The sequence below is a fragment of the Rhizobium rhizogenes NBRC 13257 genome (assembly GCF_000696095.1).
Taxonomy (GTDB): Bacteria; Pseudomonadota; Alphaproteobacteria; order Rhizobiales; family Rhizobiaceae; genus Rhizobium; species Rhizobium rhizogenes.
Genome location: NZ_BAYX01000009.1, coordinates 109,273 through 125,977 on the forward strand (window position 1 = coordinate 109,273; position 16,705 = coordinate 125,977).

Annotated in this window: 19 protein-coding genes; 6 read left to right on the forward strand and 13 right to left on the reverse strand. The window is 61.0% G+C overall.

Annotated features, from left to right (window positions below; genetic code table 11):
• Positions 1-9 precede the first annotated feature (9 nt).
• The 7 genes from RRH01S_RS21285 to RRH01S_RS21315 all read right to left on the reverse strand — a co-directional run bounded on the left by RRH01S_RS21285 (position 10) and on the right by RRH01S_RS21315 (position 8,385).
• Entirely contained in the window at positions 10-504 is a 495-nt protein-coding gene (locus RRH01S_RS21285; RefSeq protein ID WP_012651039.1) for a 2-thiouracil desulfurase family protein, read from the reverse strand.
• 14 nt (positions 505-518) lie between these two features.
• Positions 519-2,747 carry a glycine--tRNA ligase subunit beta gene (glyS, locus tag RRH01S_RS21290; RefSeq protein WP_042474129.1) on the reverse strand — a complete coding sequence of 743 codons (2,229 nt, stop codon included), beginning with the start codon at positions 2,745-2,747 and terminating at the stop codon, positions 519-521.
• A gap of 1 nt (position 2,748) precedes the next feature.
• A complete protein-coding gene (locus RRH01S_RS33570) occupies positions 2,749-3,105 on the reverse strand; it encodes an endonuclease domain-containing protein (RefSeq protein WP_012651037.1) in 357 nt (118 codons plus the stop codon).
• Positions 3,106-3,384: 279 nt separating this feature from the next.
• Positions 3,385-5,355 carry a DUF2207 domain-containing protein gene (locus RRH01S_RS21300; protein WP_441295934.1) on the reverse strand — a complete coding sequence of 657 codons (1,971 nt, stop codon included), beginning with the start codon at positions 5,353-5,355 and terminating at the stop codon, positions 3,385-3,387.
• Positions 5,356-5,442: 87 nt separating this feature from the next.
• Positions 5,443-6,699 carry a 3-phosphoshikimate 1-carboxyvinyltransferase gene (locus RRH01S_RS21305; protein ID WP_012651035.1) on the reverse strand — a complete coding sequence of 419 codons (1,257 nt, stop codon included), beginning with the start codon at positions 6,697-6,699 and terminating at the stop codon, positions 5,443-5,445.
• Between the two features lie 87 nt (positions 6,700-6,786).
• Positions 6,787-7,338: a LemA family protein gene (locus RRH01S_RS21310; RefSeq protein WP_007695168.1), complete on the reverse strand. Its 552-nt coding sequence runs from the start codon at positions 7,336-7,338 to the stop codon at positions 6,787-6,789.
• An 87-nt stretch (positions 7,339-7,425) separates the two neighbouring features.
• Positions 7,426-8,385, reverse strand: coding sequence for a glycine--tRNA ligase subunit alpha (locus RRH01S_RS21315; RefSeq protein ID WP_007695169.1), 960 nt, complete (start codon positions 8,383-8,385; stop codon positions 7,426-7,428).
• 118 nt (positions 8,386-8,503) lie between these two features.
• On the opposite strand from RRH01S_RS21315, the gene RRH01S_RS21320 reads away from it, so the two are divergent.
• On the forward strand, positions 8,504-8,788 hold the full coding sequence (locus tag RRH01S_RS21320) for a hypothetical protein (protein WP_007695170.1): 285 nt from the start codon (positions 8,504-8,506) through the stop codon (positions 8,786-8,788).
• 8 nt (positions 8,789-8,796) lie between these two features.
• A complete protein-coding gene (locus RRH01S_RS21325) occupies positions 8,797-9,111 on the forward strand; it encodes a type II toxin-antitoxin system RelE/ParE family toxin (protein WP_012651034.1) in 315 nt (104 codons plus the stop codon).
• A gap of 121 nt (positions 9,112-9,232) precedes the next feature.
• Here RRH01S_RS21325 and RRH01S_RS21330 read toward each other — a convergent pair whose 3' ends face one another.
• The 3 genes from RRH01S_RS21330 to RRH01S_RS21340 form a co-directional block, all read right to left on the reverse strand.
• Positions 9,233-9,424, reverse strand: coding sequence for an NfeD family protein (locus tag RRH01S_RS21330; RefSeq protein WP_007695172.1), 192 nt, complete (start codon positions 9,422-9,424; stop codon positions 9,233-9,235).
• Positions 9,425-9,440: 16 nt separating this feature from the next.
• The gene (locus tag RRH01S_RS21335; protein WP_042474139.1) at positions 9,441-10,301 is read right to left on the reverse strand and encodes a S49 family peptidase; all 861 of its coding nucleotides are present in this window, start codon (positions 10,299-10,301) and stop codon (positions 9,441-9,443) included.
• A gap of 70 nt (positions 10,302-10,371) precedes the next feature.
• Positions 10,372-10,830 (reverse strand): P-loop nucleotide/nucleoside kinase family protein, encoded by a 459-nt coding sequence (locus RRH01S_RS21340; protein WP_034520424.1) that lies wholly within the window; start codon positions 10,828-10,830, stop codon positions 10,372-10,374.
• A gap of 222 nt (positions 10,831-11,052) precedes the next feature.
• On the opposite strand from RRH01S_RS21340, the gene RRH01S_RS21345 reads away from it, so the two are divergent.
• Together RRH01S_RS21345 and RRH01S_RS21350 are read left to right on the forward strand one after the other, a co-directional pair.
• Positions 11,053-11,232: a hypothetical protein gene (locus RRH01S_RS21345; protein ID WP_007695176.1), complete on the forward strand. Its 180-nt coding sequence runs from the start codon at positions 11,053-11,055 to the stop codon at positions 11,230-11,232.
• Positions 11,222-11,845: a helix-turn-helix domain-containing protein gene (locus tag RRH01S_RS21350; RefSeq protein WP_007695177.1), complete on the forward strand. Its 624-nt coding sequence runs from the start codon at positions 11,222-11,224 to the stop codon at positions 11,843-11,845. The genes RRH01S_RS21345 and RRH01S_RS21350 overlap by 11 nt, the downstream gene beginning before the upstream one ends.
• Before the next feature lie 98 nt (positions 11,846-11,943).
• Here the strand turns inward: RRH01S_RS21350 and RRH01S_RS34475 are convergent, their stop codons facing one another.
• The 3 genes from RRH01S_RS34475 to RRH01S_RS21365 form a co-directional block, all read right to left on the reverse strand.
• Positions 11,944-12,306 (reverse strand): hypothetical protein, encoded by a 363-nt coding sequence (locus RRH01S_RS34475; RefSeq protein ID WP_051696832.1) that lies wholly within the window; start codon positions 12,304-12,306, stop codon positions 11,944-11,946.
• 267 nt (positions 12,307-12,573) lie between these two features.
• A complete protein-coding gene (locus RRH01S_RS21360) occupies positions 12,574-13,350 on the reverse strand; it encodes a tRNA1(Val) (adenine(37)-N6)-methyltransferase (RefSeq protein ID WP_007695184.1) in 777 nt (258 codons plus the stop codon).
• A gap of 10 nt (positions 13,351-13,360) precedes the next feature.
• Positions 13,361-13,591, reverse strand: a complete 231-nt coding sequence (locus RRH01S_RS21365; protein WP_007695186.1) for a putative signal transducing protein — start codon at positions 13,589-13,591, stop codon at positions 13,361-13,363.
• 108 nt (positions 13,592-13,699) lie between these two features.
• Here RRH01S_RS21365 and RRH01S_RS21370 point away from each other — a divergent pair, with 108 nt between their 5' ends.
• Together RRH01S_RS21370 and RRH01S_RS21375 are read left to right on the forward strand one after the other, a co-directional pair.
• A complete protein-coding gene (locus RRH01S_RS21370; RefSeq protein ID WP_034520421.1) occupies positions 13,700-14,716 on the forward strand; it encodes a polyprenyl synthetase family protein in 1,017 nt (338 codons plus the stop codon).
• A gap of 124 nt (positions 14,717-14,840) precedes the next feature.
• Complete coding sequence (locus tag RRH01S_RS21375; RefSeq protein ID WP_007699664.1) at positions 14,841-16,697, forward strand: tetratricopeptide repeat protein; 1,857 nt, start codon at positions 14,841-14,843, stop codon at positions 16,695-16,697.
• Positions 16,698-16,705: the final 8 nt, after the last annotated feature.

Below are 16,705 nucleotides of genomic sequence, written 5' to 3' on the forward strand. Positions count from 1 at the left end.
CGAAGAGGATTACTCGGCGGCGGCAATCCGCTCGACCAGCCGGTCGATTTCATGATCGGAATAGACCTCGATGCCGGCCCGCTTCAGCAAGGCTGCTGTGACGCCATCGCCCGGATGCCGGCCGCCGGAAAAGGTGCCGTCGTAGATGAAGCCCGAACCACAGGACGGGCTGCCATCGATGAGCAGAGCATAGCGGCAGCCGGTTTCCTTGGCGAGCGTCAAGGCGTTCTCGGCAGCTTGCCGAAACCCTTCGGTGACATCGCCGCCGCTGATTTCCATCACGCGCGCCGTGCCTGCAAGCACATCCTCGCCCGTTGCTCCCACAACAATTTCAGCCGGAGGCCGGGGCACGACCATTCCGGCCGACATCTCCGGACAGATGGTCACGAGACGCCCTTCTTCGCGCCATCGGTCGATGGCCGGATGAACAAGTGGCTTGGCGCGACCGTCATAGCGGACGGCGTGGCCCATGAGGCAGGCGCTGACGAGGATTTTTCCGGTCATCGCGCCTCCCTTTCTTACCCCGCAATCTTCGAGAAGTCGGCAACCGTCCCCGTTGCCTCGCGGATCAGGCGCAGCAGCGCCAGACGGTTGGCGCGGATGGCGGCGTCTTCGTCGTTGACGAGGACATCCCCGAAGAAGCGGTCGACCGGCGCGCGCAGCGTCGAAAGTGCCGCCATAGCGGAGCGGAAGTCTTCACCGACTATCGCGTTGGCGGCTTCGGCCGAAGCCTTGGTGACGGCGGCGAAAAGGTCTTTTTCGGCATCGAGCGTCAACAGGCTTTCGGAAACGCCATCGGCAACGACGGTGCCCTTCTTTTCCTCGGCGGCGAGGAGCTGCGTGGCGCGCTTGGTGCCGGCGAGCAGGTTCTTGCCGTCTTCCGAGGTAATGAAGGCCGTCAGCGCCTCGACGCGGCGGGCGACCATCAGGAGATCGTCAGCCTCCGGCGTCAGCACAGAGTCGATGAGGTCGTAACGGGCGCCCTGATCGCGGAGATAGACCTTCAGACGGTCGTGGAAGAAGGCGAGAAGGTCTGCATCCTTCGTCACCGCCAGCAGCGGCAGCCGAACCTTGCGCTCGAGCAGAATGCGGACGACGCCCAAAGCCGCACGACGCAGCGCATAGGGGTCCTTCGAACCGGTGGGCTTTTCGTCGATCGCCCAGAAGCCCATCAGCGTGTCCAGCTTGTCGGCCAGCGCCACGGTGATTGCCACCTTGTCGTCCGGCACGCGGTCGGACGGACCTTGCGGCTTGTAATGATCCTCGATAGCAGCGGCGACGGAAGCGTCTTCACCCTGCAGCGCCGCATATTTGCGGCCCATGAGACCCTGAAGCTCGGGGAATTCGCCAACGGCTTCAGTGCGCAGGTCGGCCTTGGCGAGCACGGCCGCGCGGTCGACCTTGAGCGGATCGGCGCCGGTGATCTTGGCGAGTTCGGCCGCCAGCGTACGAATGCGGGCAACGCGTTCGCCCTGGCTGCCGAGCTTGGCATGGAAGGTGACGTTCAGCGCGTCGAGCTTGGCCATGCGCTGGTCGAGCGGCTTCTTCAGATCGAGGCCGAATTTCGCAGCGGAGGCCTCCAGCGTTTCGAGGTCCGGCAGATCGCCCTGGTCGCGCTTCCAGAAATGCAGCGCGTCGGAAAGACGGGCGCGCACGACCTTGCCGTTGCCGTGGATGATCTCCTTGCCGCCATCCGTCGCCTGAATGTTGGAGACGAGGATGAAGCGATTGGAGAGCGCACCCTCCCCTTGAGGGGGAGGGTCGGCACGAAGTGCCGGGGTGGGGTGATTTTGTTGGAGCAAGGGGTCACCCCCACCCGCAGCTTCGCTGCGACCTCCCCCGTTAAGGGGGAGGTGGGAGTCTTGCCGGCGGGTGACGAAACACTTCTGGTTGGTTTTGATGGTCAGGCGGATGATTTCCGAGGGGATCGACAGGTAATCCTCTTCGAAGGACCCCATCAACACCTGCGGCCATTCCACCAGGCCGGACACCTCTTCCAGCAGGCCCTCGTCCTCGACCAGTTCCAAACCGTTGGCAAAGGCGATGTCGCGGGCGTCATGCAGGATGATATCCTTGCGGCGCTCGGCATCAAGAATGACCTTGGCCTTGTCCAGGCTGGACACGTAATCGTCGAAACGCTTGACGGTGATCGGGCCCGGCGCATGGAAGCGGTGGCCGTAGGTCACGTTCGAGGCGACGATGCCGTCGATTTCGAAGGGGATGACCACCGTTTCTTCATGCTCTGTGCCGAACGTGCAGACGATCGACTGAAGCGGGCGCACCCAGCGCAGCGAGCCGGGCTTGGCCGACGCTTTGCCCCAGCGCATCGATTTCGGCCACGGAAAATCGCGGATGATCCAGGGCATGACGTCGGCAACGATCTCCTCGGCGGCACGGCCGGGCTTGGAGATGACAGCAACGTAGAAATCGCCCTTCTTCGGATCGCTCTGCACCTGTGCTTCGGAAACGGACGACAGACCAGCGCCGCGCAAAAAGCCTTCGATCGCCTTTTCGTTGGCGTCGGTGCGCGGCCCCTTGCGCTCCTCGCGCACATCGGCGGAGCGCGCCGTCACGCCGCGAATATCCAGCGTCAGACGTCGCGGCGTCCAATATTCGCGCACGCCCTCATAGGACAGACCAGCCTCGACCAGAGCGTCGGTCACCAGCTTCTTCAGATCGCCGGCAGCCTTGCGCTGCATACGGGCGGGAATTTCCTCGGAGCGGAGTTCGAGAAGGAGATCGGGCATGTCAATGTTCCTCACCCTCCCCTTGAGAGAGAGGGTCGGCACGGTGTGCCGGAGTGTGGTGAAAATGGTCGGCCTCTGCTAGCAAAATTTGCCGCTGCTGCACAATGGCAAATATCGTATCCAGAACAGCCTCAATCTCATCCGTTACCTCGGCAATCCAAAACCGGGCGACGTGATAGCCCTGATGTTCGAGAAATGCCGTGCGCTCGGCATCATAACGCCTTGCCGCATCTTCCGCGTGCTGGCTGCCGTCGAGTTCGATAATCAAACCTATCTGGTGGCAGGCGAAATCAGCGAAATAGCGCCCAATCGGAACTTGGCGTCGAAAATGCGTGCCTTCGATGGGGATGCGCCACAAATGCTTCCAAGCTTCGTCTCGGCATCGGTTGAACCAGCGCGCAGGCGGCGACTGTTCGCGATTTTGAAGCGATCAAGTTTGGAGGGTTTCTTGGCATAGGCGATCTCTAACCTATTGAAATAGAAAATCTCTATGCGGCCACAAGCACCCTCCCCTTAAGGGGGATGGTCGGACCAAAGGTCCGGGGTGGGGTGATCGCGGCAACCTCTGCAGCCAGCCAATTGTCACCCCCACCCGCCGCTTTGCGGCGACCTCCCCCCTCAAGGGGGAGGTGTTCAATCACCACCCGCCTCCGCCACCACCGCCACCTCCGCCACCGGAGAAGCCACCCCCGCCTGAGAAACCGCCGCCGCTGCCGCTACCAAAACCGGAGGAGGAGCTGGAGACTGGCGCGGGGATGGTGGAGGCGATGGTCGAGGCCATGGAGGAGGAGAATTCGCCGATCCGGCCGCCAAGGTTGCCACCGTAGACATTCCCGACATACCAGCCGGGAGCGTAGCTTGCGGCGACCGCGGCACCCGCGGCCGTTGCCAGCCAGGCATCGAAGGCGCTTGACCAAGGTTTTTCGACGCCGAGCGCGACGGCGTAGGGCAACAGCTTTTCGAAATGCTGCGGCGACATCTGCGGTGCGCCCTGCATGTTCATGCGGTCGCGTTCGGCAAGCGTCAGATATTGCCGCAGCCCGGCAATGCCATCCATCATCTTCCGCCCGGTCGGCGTCGGCGCGCCCATCAGGAAGAAGAACACGACATTGAGGGCGAAAATGCCCACGATCCCGACCAGTAGCGGCAACTCGCCCGCTTCCATTAGCGGCACGACGACAGCCGCGAAAATACTGGTGACGACAGACACGATGACGAAGCCGATGAAGGCGAAGACCAGTACTGAAAAAATTCGGCGGCCAAGACCGGCATCATGGCGAAGGAACATCCGGCCTATGGCGCCGGCAAAGACGGTGACGACGATCGACAGGAAGCCGGGCACCACGATGAGCGGCAGCGCATTCTCATGCAAGCGGCCGAAGATGACGATGGCCGCCAGGATCAGCACCGACAATGCAATGCCGATGACGATATAGAGCCGGTTGGCCTTGTAGTATTCGTCGCGATGGTCGCGCTCGATGGCGCTGCGGAATTGCTGGCCGAGCTTTTGGACGGCCGCGCCGTTCGCCGCGTCGATCACCAGCGGCGTGAACGGGCCGATTGCGCCGAACAACACTTTCTCGCCGCTGCCCAGATCGCGGCCGGCCGTCTTGCCGGTCGCCTTGAGGATCACCTTATCCTTCAGATCGTCTAGAGTGACGTAACCACGCACGGCAAGATCGATCGCCGTCGCCGACAGCGCCGTCCATCCGGCGCCTGAAAAGCCTCTGTTGTCGATATAGTTGACCAACGCCGGCGAGACGCCATCCGGCGGATCCCAGCGCGGAACCATGACGCCCCGCGGCGGATCGCGCCCGACGGCGAGCCAGCTCCTGAGATAATAGGCAAACAGCAGGATCAGACCGCCGATAGCAATGATCGCGTCGAGATGATCAGCGATGAACCAGCGCCATTGCTGGCCACTGCTCGGCGGCAGGATCACCCCCTTCGGCAGCTTAATGGCGATCGTCAGCCCTTCAGCTTGCGCCAAGGGCCGCGTCGTGGCGAATGTAACTCTGCCTGCTTGCTGGCTGGCGCTTGCATCCTGGCCTTTGCCGCCAATCGGGCCGGTGTAATAGGCAAGCTGCTGCGCCAGTACCCCATCCGGCAGGGTAACGGTGGCCGAGGCTCGCAGGATCGGGAAGAGCCAGCCATTGCCGGTGACGTTCCAATAGAGCTCGTCGTGATCGTTGAAATAACGGATCTGCCGATCGGTGTTGTAGGTAATGCGGAAGGTATGCGGGCCGGGGCTCAGAAGGAATTGCGTCGAGCCTTGATCCGCCCGGCCGATATAGATGCGCGTGCCGCCCTCGATACGTTCCCTGCGCCACTCCTCGGGCTGCCCGTCGCGCTCGACGGAGACGACATCGAAATCCACCTGCGCCTGGCGGCCAGCCGGATCAATGAAGGTCAGCGGGAAATCCCGGAAGATGCCGCGACGGATGGCGCGGCCTTCGGCATTCACGGCAATGGTCTCGGTGACGTTCATTGAGCCGTCGCGATTGACGGCAATCGTCTGGGCAAAGTTTGTGATGACTTCGGCGGCCAAGGCCGCCGTTGCGGAGAACAGCAGGATCAAGGCCAGGAAAAGCCCGGAAAGCCAACGCATCATCACACCCCCATGTGATCCCGGCAGCGCCCTGTTGAGGGCGCTGCATAGCATGAACGTAAATCCACGCTCCCAGGGAGCGGGGCATTAGTCGTCGTAGGCGACACCCAGCGAAGCCAGTACCTGCCAATAGGCCGGGAAGGTCTTGGCAACGCAATCGGGGTCGAGAATGGTGATCCCGCCGATCTTCAGACCGGCGAGCGCAAAGCTCATGGCGATACGGTGATCGGCGAAGCTGTCGATTTCGGCGGGCAGTACCTTACCCGCAAGGCTCGGGTCGGAAGCGACGACTAGATCATCGCCCTCTTCGGTGCCGAGACCGGGGACGATCCGCGACAGGCCGCTCGACAGCGCCCGGACGCGGTCGCACTCCTTGACGCGAAGGTTCTCAATGCCGACGAAGCGCACCGGCGTCTCGTTGAAGGCGGCAAGGACGGCAAGCGTCGGGATGGCATCCTGCATCTGCGACCCGTCGATGACGGCGGGCAGGTGCGGGAATTGCGAGATCAGCTCATAAGCGCGGGCGTCCGGCTGCGAGAATTCCGCCGCCGGCGTGCCGAGATCGATCTTGCCGCCGGTCAGCGCTTCCGCCGCCCAGAGATAGGTCGCGGCGGAGGCATCCGGCTCGATGAGGAAATCCGCCGCATGGTAGCCGGTCGGCTCGACACGCCATGTGACCGGGCTAGTACGCTCGACCTTGGCGCCGAAAGCGCGCATGGCGGCAACCGTCAGGTCGATATAGCCGAGCGCACCGATATGTTCGCCGAGCAGCTCGACATCAACCGGGCGATCGCCACTGGCGGCCATCATCAGGAGGGCGGAGACATATTGGCTGGAGAGGCCGCCGTCGATCTGCACGCGGCTCGCCTCGAAACGGCCCGTGCCATTGACCGTGACCGGCGGGCAGCCGGTCTCAGTCGATGCATCGATACCGAGCGAGCGCAGCGCCTCGACCAGCGGGCCGATCGGCCGCTTGCGCATGTGGGCATCGCCATCGACGACGACCTTGCCGTCGACCAGGGCGGCGGCGGCTGTCAGGAAGCGCGTCGCGGTGCCGGCATTGCCGAGGAAAAGCGGTTCCGCCGCCGGCTGAAGTTTGCCGCTGCCGGTGACGATGAAGGTGGTGTCGTCGGGCTCATCAATAGTCACGCCCATGGCACGCAGCGCTTCGGCCATATAGCGCGTGTCGTCGCTCTTCAGCGCACCGGTCAGCCGGCTCGTGCCCTTGGCAAGGCCGGCGAGCAGCAGCGCACGGTTGGTGATCGACTTCGATCCCGGCGGCATGGCGCGGCCGACAAGTGGCTTGCCCGGCGGGATAATCGTGAGTTTGGCTCTACCCATCATCATTCTCTTTGGTCAGTCAGGAAAGCGGCCGATGGCCAGCGGTCGGCTTCCTTTACCGCCTCACATGCAAAACCGATAGCGGGAATCTCAGAACTTGACGGTTGGAACGGCGCGGTCGGCTTCGTCGGTGATCTCGAAGAAAGCGCGCTTGGCGAAACCGAACTGACCGGCGATGAGATTGGAGGGGAAGCTCTCGACCTTGACGTTCAGGTCGCGGGCGGCACCGTTGTAATAGCGCCGCGACATCTGGATCTCGCCTTCGATGCCTTCCAGCGAACGCTGCAATTCGAGGAAGTTTGTATTGGCCTTCAGATCGGGATAGGCTTCGGCAAGGGCGATCACGCGGCCAAGCGCCTGGCCGAGAAGGCCCTCGGCCACGCCACGGCCCGCGACATCGCCTGCCGGCACGGCCTGCGCCTTGTTGCGCAGCTCGACGACCTCTTCCAGCGTCTGGCGCTCATGAGAGGCATAGCCTTTTACGGTTTCGATCAGGTTGGGGATCAGATCGGCGCGACGCTTTAACTGCACGTCGATGCCGGACCATGCCTCTTCGGCCACCTGCCGGGCGCGGACGAGCCCGTTATAGACGAGAACCGCATACAGAGCGGCAAGGACGATGACCGCCAGGATAACATACATCGCGAACCCCCCGTTGCGATTACAATCAAGGGGACACTATGCGGCTTCGCGGATATTGTCACCCGCTTTCGCTGTCTGGGCAGTATCTTAGGCGGCCTGCCTGCCCCAGTTGATGCCGCCGGCATCCGTCAGCAGGAAGGCCTCGCCGCATGCCTTGGCGAGCGTACGCACGCGCAGGATGTAGCTCTGGCGCTCGGTGACTGAGATCACGCCGCGTGCGTCGAGCAGGTTGAAGACGTGGCTTGCCTTGATGCACTGGTCATAAGCCGGGAAGACGCATTTGTGCAGACGCTGGTTGTCGCTGTCGCCGGGCGCGCCGGCGGCCAGAAGCGCCAGGCATTCCTTTTCGGCATCGATGAAGTGACGATGCAGCATCTCAGTATTGGCATATTCGAAATTATGCCGGGAATATTCCTGCTCGGCCTGCAGGAAGACATCGCCGTATGTGATCTTCTCGTCACCTTCGAGGCCATTGAAATTCAGGTCATAGACGCTGTCGACGCCCTGGACGTAGGTCGCAAGCCGCTCGAGGCCATAGGTCAGCTCGCCGGCGACCGGTGAGCACTCGATGCCGCAGACCTGCTGGAAATAGGTGAATTGCGACACTTCCATGCCATCGCACCAGCACTCCCAGCCGAGACCCCAGGCGCCGAGCGTCGGGCTCTCCCAATCGTCCTCGACGAAGCGGATGTCGTGCACAAGCGGATCAAGACCGATCGCCGCCAGCGAACCGAGATAAAGCTCCTGCAGGTTCGGCGGATTGGGCTTCAGGATGACCTGATACTGATAGTAATGCTGCATGCGGTTCGGGTTTTCGCCGTAACGACCGTCAGACGGGCGGCGAGACGGCTGCACATAGGCAGCCTTCCATGGCTTCGGTCCCAGCGCGCGCAGCGTGGTCGCCGGATGAAACGTACCGGCGCCGACTTCCATGTCATAGGGCTGAAGAACCGCGCAACCCTTGTCGGCCCAATAGTTATGCAGGGTCAGGATCAACGCCTGAAAGGAGCGCTTCGGGTTCATATGGTCGGGCACGGTGGCGGTCATGGGATTGATTTCTTCAGGTAACGAACGGTTTGGCGGACAGGTGCCACGATGGAAGACAAGGGTCAAGAGATGACGTATAGATATGGCGATGCGTCTCCGCGATGACTTGGAGAAGGATATGAACGTCAAAACCGAAATCACATTATCCGAGCACCATCTCCGCCTTGCTGAAAAGATGGTCAAGGAAGGCGCATTTCCTTCGATCTCCAGCCTCGTAGAGGCGGCGATCGAGCAGATTGACCAGACGACCCATCATGATGGCACGCCCGATGACATGGTGTCCGGCATGGTGGATGAAATTCGTCGGCGCATGGAATTGCCTGCTGACCAATGGTTACCCTGGGACGGCAAGGAAATGGCCTCCAGGGTGAAAGACAAGCTGCGCCAGAAATACGCCAAATAAGTTAGCTCATGCGCTATGTGATAACCAAGCATCCGCTTGTCGAACACGATCTCTTCGACATCGTCGACTTCATTTCCAACTATGCAGGCATCGAAGTTGGACTAGCCAAGACCGATGAAATCACTGAATTCATCGACAGGCTTGCCGACTTTCCGCACATAGGCACAGTACGCGCCGATATGGCGCCAACATTGAGGGTAATTCCTGCTTCAGAAAAAGCGGTCGTGTGCTTCACTGTGGATGATGCCACCAAGGTCATCCGCATTATCTGCATCAGCTATGCGGGTGCGGATTGGATGTCTCGGGTAAAAGAACGGCGCTGAGATCCGCGCATCGCCGCGCATGTTGGCTTGATCGCGATCAAATCACCAATTGGCGGGGAGCCCCAATCGGAATGACTTTACCATCTCCAAAGCCCGCTTGCGCCGCTCTGTCTTGTCCGTGTTACTCGTCATCCCGCTTCACCCGATACTCCCCCGTCTTCGGATCCTTCACCAAGGTCCCGACAGCACCCGTCCGCCGCTCGTTTTCGGCCCTGCGCGACTTTTCGGTGAGCTTTTGCGCGTCGCGCACGAAGCGTCGATAAAGCCACCAGATGCCGCCGATGACGACGGCGAAGAATATAATCTGCGGCATTACGCAGCGCTCCCGATTACAATCCGTACCGTCCCCACAATGCCTTTTCCTCTGCCGCTTGCGCAAGTCCGGACGCAAGACCAGCGCCGATGCCGTCCATGCCCGCAAGCGAAACGCCGGGCGCGCGGCGGCCGAAGAGGCTGCGCGGCGTGCCAACCAGCACCAGCTTGGTCTTCTCGCCGAAGCGTTTCTTCAACTCCTGACGCATATCGCCGAGCCCGTCGATCAGGCCGAGTTCAAGACCGCGGCCGCCGGTCCAGAAGAGGCCGGAAAATACGGTGTCGTCGTCGGTGAGCTTACCCGCCCGACGCTCGCGCACCATATCGATGAAGACCTTGTGGATCTCCAGCTGCAGGCTCTTCAGATATTCGATGTCCTTTTCCTTTTCCGGCTGGAACGGATCGAGGATCACCTTGTTCTCGCCGGCAGTATAGACGCGGCGCTCGACACCGAGCTTCTTCAAAAGCTCCGGGAAACCGAACCCGCCGGAGACGACGCCGATGGAACCGACGATAGAGGTGGCATCGGCAATGATCTCGTCACCGGCGAGAGCGATCATATAGCCGCCGGATGCCGCGACATCCTCGACGAAGACCAGCACCTTCTTCTGCTTTTCCTGCGCGAGATCGCGGATACGGTTATAGATCATCCGCGACTGCACCGGCGAGCCGCCGGGCGAATTGACGACGAGCGCGATCGCCGGCGCGGCTTTCATCTCGAAGGCCTTTTCCAATGCTTGCGAGATGCCGGCGAGGCTGAGCGATTGGCGAAGCGGACCGCCGCCGGACGCAATGGCGCCGCTCAGCCGGACGACCGGGATGACGACTCTTTCCTTGCGAAACCGCTTCGGAATCATGCGCTTGAAAAAACCAGCCATTCGTCGTCCCTGAATCATGATGTTTGCTGCCGTGATGTATGCATGGAAATGGCAAATGCAACATCGATCGCTAACGATATATGGAAGCCTCCTCCTCCGGCAGCGGCCTCTCGAGCCACGAGGCGCACAATTCGAGGTGCTCCCGCGTTACAAAAAATGTGTCGGGCGGCAAGTCCTGGTTACGCGCCTCGACGCGGCTGACCAGTTCCTCAAAGGGCGGGTCCAGGAAGATTAGTCGGGCCTCGGCGCCTGCCTTTGACGCCAGCGCTCGCGCATCGTCTCGCTCTGTTCGACGGAAGAATCCAAATTCTAGAACCACGTCGCGCCCCAGACGAAGAACCTTATCAGCCAACTCCAATTGCAATTGCTGTACTGCACGTCGCCTGTCGGCATCGTAGCCGTCCCCAACAATTCGCGCCATCCATACGTCCGGAGACAGCAGCAATGCAGGGCATTCCCGTTCAAGGCGTTTGCCGATTGTCGTCTTCCCCGCCCCTGGCAGCCCCATTAACATGTATAATGTTGCCATACATTGTCCTTCCGTAGCCCTTGCGCGTCCATCATTGCACTTTCGCGCCGGGATTGCTCCGCACGACGTGTTTTCCATCGATGACAGGAGAGGACGCGCTTTCGCCGCAAGCGCACGGCGCCGCAAAAACATTCCTCCGTGTCCCTCAAGATTGGGCGCTGCGCCCTCTACATCTGGCGATCAAAAAAATAGATTTGTGGCATTGAACTGCAGGAGCATCGCATGTCCAGCCAGGCTGCCAACATCATCGATTTCCAGGCCTATCGTGACGCCCGCGTCAAAAGCATGCCGGTCGAGCAGGTTCCCGTTTCCGTGTGGCCCCAGCAGCCTTTCCTCATGTGGGTCCCTTTCATGGGCTTTGTCCCGGTGATGCCGCTTGGCAACCCGAACTATGGCGCTTGAATCCATCGAGCCGCTGCATGTGCTCCCAAGAGCCGAATCGGTCGACGAAATCTCGTCGCTGACGGGCCAAAACCTTCGCCGGTTGCGCACGCGCCGCGGCTATTCGCTGGATCGGCTGGCAAAAATCTCCGGCGTCAGCCGTGCCATGCTCGGACAGGTCGAAACCGGCAAAAGCAGCCCGACAATCAGCATCCTCTGGAAGATTGCCGCCGCGCTGGATGTTCCCTGCGGCTCGCTGATCGCCCAGCCGCACGACACCTCGTTGCAGGTACTGACGCACGCCAAGGCGAAGGTGCTGTCCGCCTCCGAAGGCAAGTTCCAGACGCGGGCGCTCTTTCCCTATGAAAGCGACCGCAAGGTCGAGTTCTACGAGCTGCGCATCGCGCCCTATCATACGGAGATCGCCGAGGCGCATCATCACGGTACAATCGAAAATCTTGTGGTTTCGCGGGGTACGGTCGAAATCGTCGCGGGCAAGCATCCGCCACAGATCCTCGGCGAAGGCGATGCCGTGATCTTCGACGCCGATGTCGTCCACAGCTACCGCAACATGACCAGCAGCGAAGCCGTGCTCTATCTGGTCTCGACCTATGTCGAGGAAGTTCGCGGCTAAGGCACACTTGCCTGGAGACGCAAAAAGGCCGCCCTTGCGGACGGCCTGAGGCAGATGGAGGTCTGCTTGTTAATTCCGGGGGTGGATGCCCTCTGGAATTAGGCTGCTTCCATCATGCAGCACATCATCATGTTGCCGCACATCATCATCATCGGCATGCCGGACGACATCATGCGCTTGCAGCATTCCATGAACATGTCCTTGTCCATGCCTTCCATCGGCATCATTTCGCAGACCATGCCCTTCGGCGTCATCTTGCAGGTCATCTTGCTCATCATCATCTGCATCATGGGCATCATGCCGTTCATCATCGGCATCTGACCCATCATCGGGTTCATCATCCCGCCCATCATGGGATTCATCATCGGCATCATCATGCCGTTCATCATCGGGTTCATCATACCACCCATCATCGGGTTCATCATCGGCATCATGTTCATGGCGGGGTTCATCTGGGTCATCTCCGGTGCTCGGCCGTATTTCGGCTTTCAATGAGAATTGAGGTAGAACGACTAAAAATAACGTTCAAGGTAAAAAAACGTTCCAATAATCTTTCCTCCAACAGAATGGAAACATGTCCGCTTGATGTCGAGCAAAGGCCGCTATCGCAGATATTCCTCCGTTATCACGGATTATACCAATGCCTTGACCGAAATGAGTAAAATCGGGAATGGTTATTCTTGCCGCAAGCGAATCGCGGGCTCATCAAACCTGTCGAGGGCGACAGGTCATTTCCGGGCGTAGGCGGCGCGGCCATTGTTGAGATAATCGACGAAATCGGAGAACTTGTGCACCCCTTCGCCGTGCATGGTCAGCGGCGCCCGCAACGCCAGCCGAGCCCGTGAGCCCTTGATCGCCGTCACCAGAATGCGAACCGCGTTTTCGCCGTCGCGCGGATGAATCGGCGTGATCTCGATGCCGCCGAAGCGGCGGCCGCAGGCGGCGATGATCTCGCCGATCGATTGCGGCCGGGCGATCAGCGACAACTGGCCGCCGGGGATCATGATTGCGCCCGCCGTGCGTACCCAGCGCTCGAACAGGCCGTCGGTCATGGCATGCGCCTCGGCCTTCAACGCGTCCGGCGTCAGCCGGTCGCTGGCATCGTTGAAGGGCGGGTTCATGATGACATGGTGGAAACTGTCGTCGATCAGACCGGCGGCGTTGCGCTCCTTGCCGATCAGGGTCACATCGGCTTCGATCACCGAGACGCGGTCCGCAAACCGCGCATTTTCCATAAGGGCGAGGCTCTTGCGGGCAAACTCGGCCATTTCCGCGGAACGCTCGAACAGCACCACCTCGGCCTGCTCCAGCCGCGAGGCGACGGCCATTCCGGCCGCACCCGCGCCGGCGCCGAGATCGGCCACCCTGATGCCGCGCTCATCGGCCACCAGAGCCGCGAGCAGCATGGCGTCCATGCCGGAGCGATGCCCCCTGCCCTTCGGCTGGACGACATGAAAGGCACCGCGATGGAAAGCGTCGATCGTTTCGGAGGAAGGGCCGGTCATGACGAAAACCTCAGTCGCCCGCGGAGCGCAGCTCGTCGCCGAGACCGGCATCGATGAGGATGCGTCGGGCCTGATCGGCGCGGTCGGTCTCCACCAGGAAGCGGCGTGGCAGCATGCCGAGCGAACCCTCGAGAATGCTCATGGCCTGATCCGCGACAAAGCAATGAATCCCGGCATCCTTCATCAGACTCTCGGCAAAGGAGAGGAGAACCGGGTCGTTCGTGCGGATGAGTTCGTGCATAAGCCTCGGGTTTCCTGTCAAATTTACGCGACGAGACAATTCGCCTCTTGCCGCCCCTTGCGCCCCTTCTTATTGTGCTTTGTGAAAAATGAACAGGAGTCCGGACAGTTGGGCGTCGTGATACCGCTTGAAGAAAGCAAGAATAAACAGGCATCCATCAAGCCATTGGTGGACCTGACCAAGGCGGATATGGAACGCGTGAACCAGCTTATCCTGTCGAAAGCCGGTTCCGACGTGCAGATGATTCCGGAAGTGGCGGAGCACCTGATCTCGTCTGGCGGCAAGCGCCTGCGGCCGATGCTGACCATCGCCTCCGCCGCGCTCTACAATTATCAGGGCGACAATCACATCAAGCTCGCGACCTCGGTCGAATTCCTGCACACAGCGACCTTGCTGCACGATGACGTGGTGGATGAAAGCGATCTGCGCCGCGGCAAGTCTACGGCCCGCATGATCTGGGGCAACCAGGCCAGCGTTCTGGTCGGCGACTTTCTGCTCGGCCAGGCCTTCCGTATGATGGTCGAAGTCGGCTCGCTGGAAGCACTCGACGTGCTGTCGTCAGCCGCCTGTGTCATCGCCGAGGGCGAGGTGCTGCAGCTCTCCGTCTCCAAGAACATGGAGACCACCGAAGACGATTATCTTTCCGTCATCCGCGCCAAGACGGCGGCGCTTTTTTCAGCCGCCGCCGAAGTCGGCCCGATCGTCGCCAATGCCGGCAAGGCCGAGCGCAACGCGCTGAAATCCTATGGCACCAATCTCGGTCTCGCCTTCCAGCTCGTCGACGACGCGCTGGATTACGGCGGCAAGGCCGCCGATCTCGGCAAGAATGTCGGCGACGACTTCCGTGAAGGCAAGATCACCCTTCCCGTCATTCTCGCCTATCGCCGCGGCACTGAGAAGGAACGCGCCTTCTGGCGCGAGGCCATCGAGACCGGCAACAACAGCGACGAGAACCTGGAAAAGGCACTGGGTCTGATCACCAAATATGGCGCGCTCAACGACACGATTGCCCGCGCCGTTCACTACGGCACCATCGCCCGTGACGCGCTGGCGCCGCTTCCGGAAACGCCGTGGAAATCGGCACTCATGGAAGTGATCGATTTCTGCATCGAACGTGTGAACTGATCGGCAGCGGCCCGAATTTCTTGCACCGCCGCTTCAAAAAAGCCATCCTGTTGTGAATCAGTTGACACGAACGCTTTGTGTCGCCGGCGCCTTCGCTGGCAATCCCTTGATGAAAGGCATTCTAATGCGGCAGAGACTTGCCATCCGTTTCCTCTCGGGCGTAGCCTTGGCGGCGATCCTTTCGGTGTCGGCGCTGAATAGCGCGCGCGCGGAAGATGCTCCGGCAACGCCGGACATCAAGAACGAGGTGGTCTTCGACGCGGAAGCCGTCGACACCTTCGCGGGCGCCTTTCTCGCCGCCCGTACCGCCGACGTGGACCATGATTACGATACGGCGATCGCGCTCTACAGAAAGGCTTTGATGCTCGAGCCGGGCAATCTGGAAATCCGTCAGCGCCTGATGATCTCGTTGCTGCTCAACGGCAATCTCGAAGAGGGCGTGAAATACGCCAACGAACTGAAGAGCGACCCTTCCGTCGAGCGTGTCACCACGATCGTGCGCGGCATGGACGCCATCCGCCGGCACGAATACAAGACCGCGCAAGACATCCTCAAATATAACGGTCCGAACGATCTCGACCGGATGATGAACAATCTGCTGCTTGCCTGGGCACGCGCCGGCGCCGGTCGTGGCAAGGAAGCCATCGCTATGATCGACAAGATGAAGGGACCGGACTGGTTCAACATCTTCAAGAACTATCATGCAGGCGCCATTGCCATCACCATCGGCGACGTGAAATCGGCCCGTTCGCACCTGAACGACGCCATTCTCGACAAGGCAGGCGGTGCAACCGCCCCCGACACCTTCATGCGCGCGGTCATGGCGCTGGCACGCCTCGAAATCAAGGCTGGCGACAAGCAGAAGGCGCTGGACACGGTTTCGGTCGGCGACAACCTGATTAATAATTACGCGCCGTTGAACGCGCTGCGCGACAGCATCAACAAGGGCGAAAAGCCAGAGCAGCAGGTCACCGACGCCACGCAAGGCGCTGCGTCCGTGCTCTTTACCATCGGTGCGGCGCTGAACCGCGACGGCGCCGAAGATGTCGTTTCGCTCTATCTGCAGATCGCCAATACGCTCGATCCCAAGAGCGCCGATACGCTGGTTCTCCTCGGCGGGCTCGCCGAAAAACAGGAGCAGGTCGACCGCGCCATCGCCTTCTACAAAAAGGTGCCCGACAATTCGCCGATGGCCCGCATCTCCGAGCTGCAGCTCGGCCTCGCGCTCGCCCAGGCCGGCAAGGTCGACGATGCGCGCAAGCACCTGAAGGCGCTGATCGATTCCGACCCGAAGGATGTCCGCAGCTACCTGGCCTATGGCAGCGTTCTTTCCGACGCAAAGGACTTCCAGGGCATGGCCGACAATTACGACAAGGCCGTCGATGTCATCGGCCCCGTGCCGAAGCGCAGCGACTGGGCCGTGTTCTTCCAGCGCGGCATCGCCTATGAACGGCTGAAGAAGTGGCCGCAGGCCGAGCCGAACTTCAAGAAGGCGCTGGAGCTGAATCCCGACCAGCCGCAGGTGCTGAACTATCTCGGCTATTCCTGGGTCGACATGAACACCAACCTCGACCAGGGCCTGGACATGATCCGCAAGGCTGTCGATCTGAAGCCGGATGACGGCTACATCGTCGATTCGCTCGGCTGGGCCTATTTCCGCCTCAACCGTTTCGACGATGCGGTGACGGAACTGGAGCGCGCTGCGCAGCTGAAGGCTGGCGACCCCACGATCAACGACCATCTCGGCGACGCCTACTGGCGCGTCAACCGCAAGCTGGAAGCGGTCTATCAGTGGAACCGTGCGCTCGCCTCCAAGCCGGAGGAAGCGGATATTCCGAAGATCAAGGAAAAGGTCGAAAAAGGCCTGCCGGCGCTCGACACCGACCCTAAGACGGTCGACAAGAGCAAGCAGCCGGACCCGGCTCCGCCGCCGGCAACCGACCCCAATACGAATACTCCGCCCATCGATAAGAAATCCTAAGACCACCG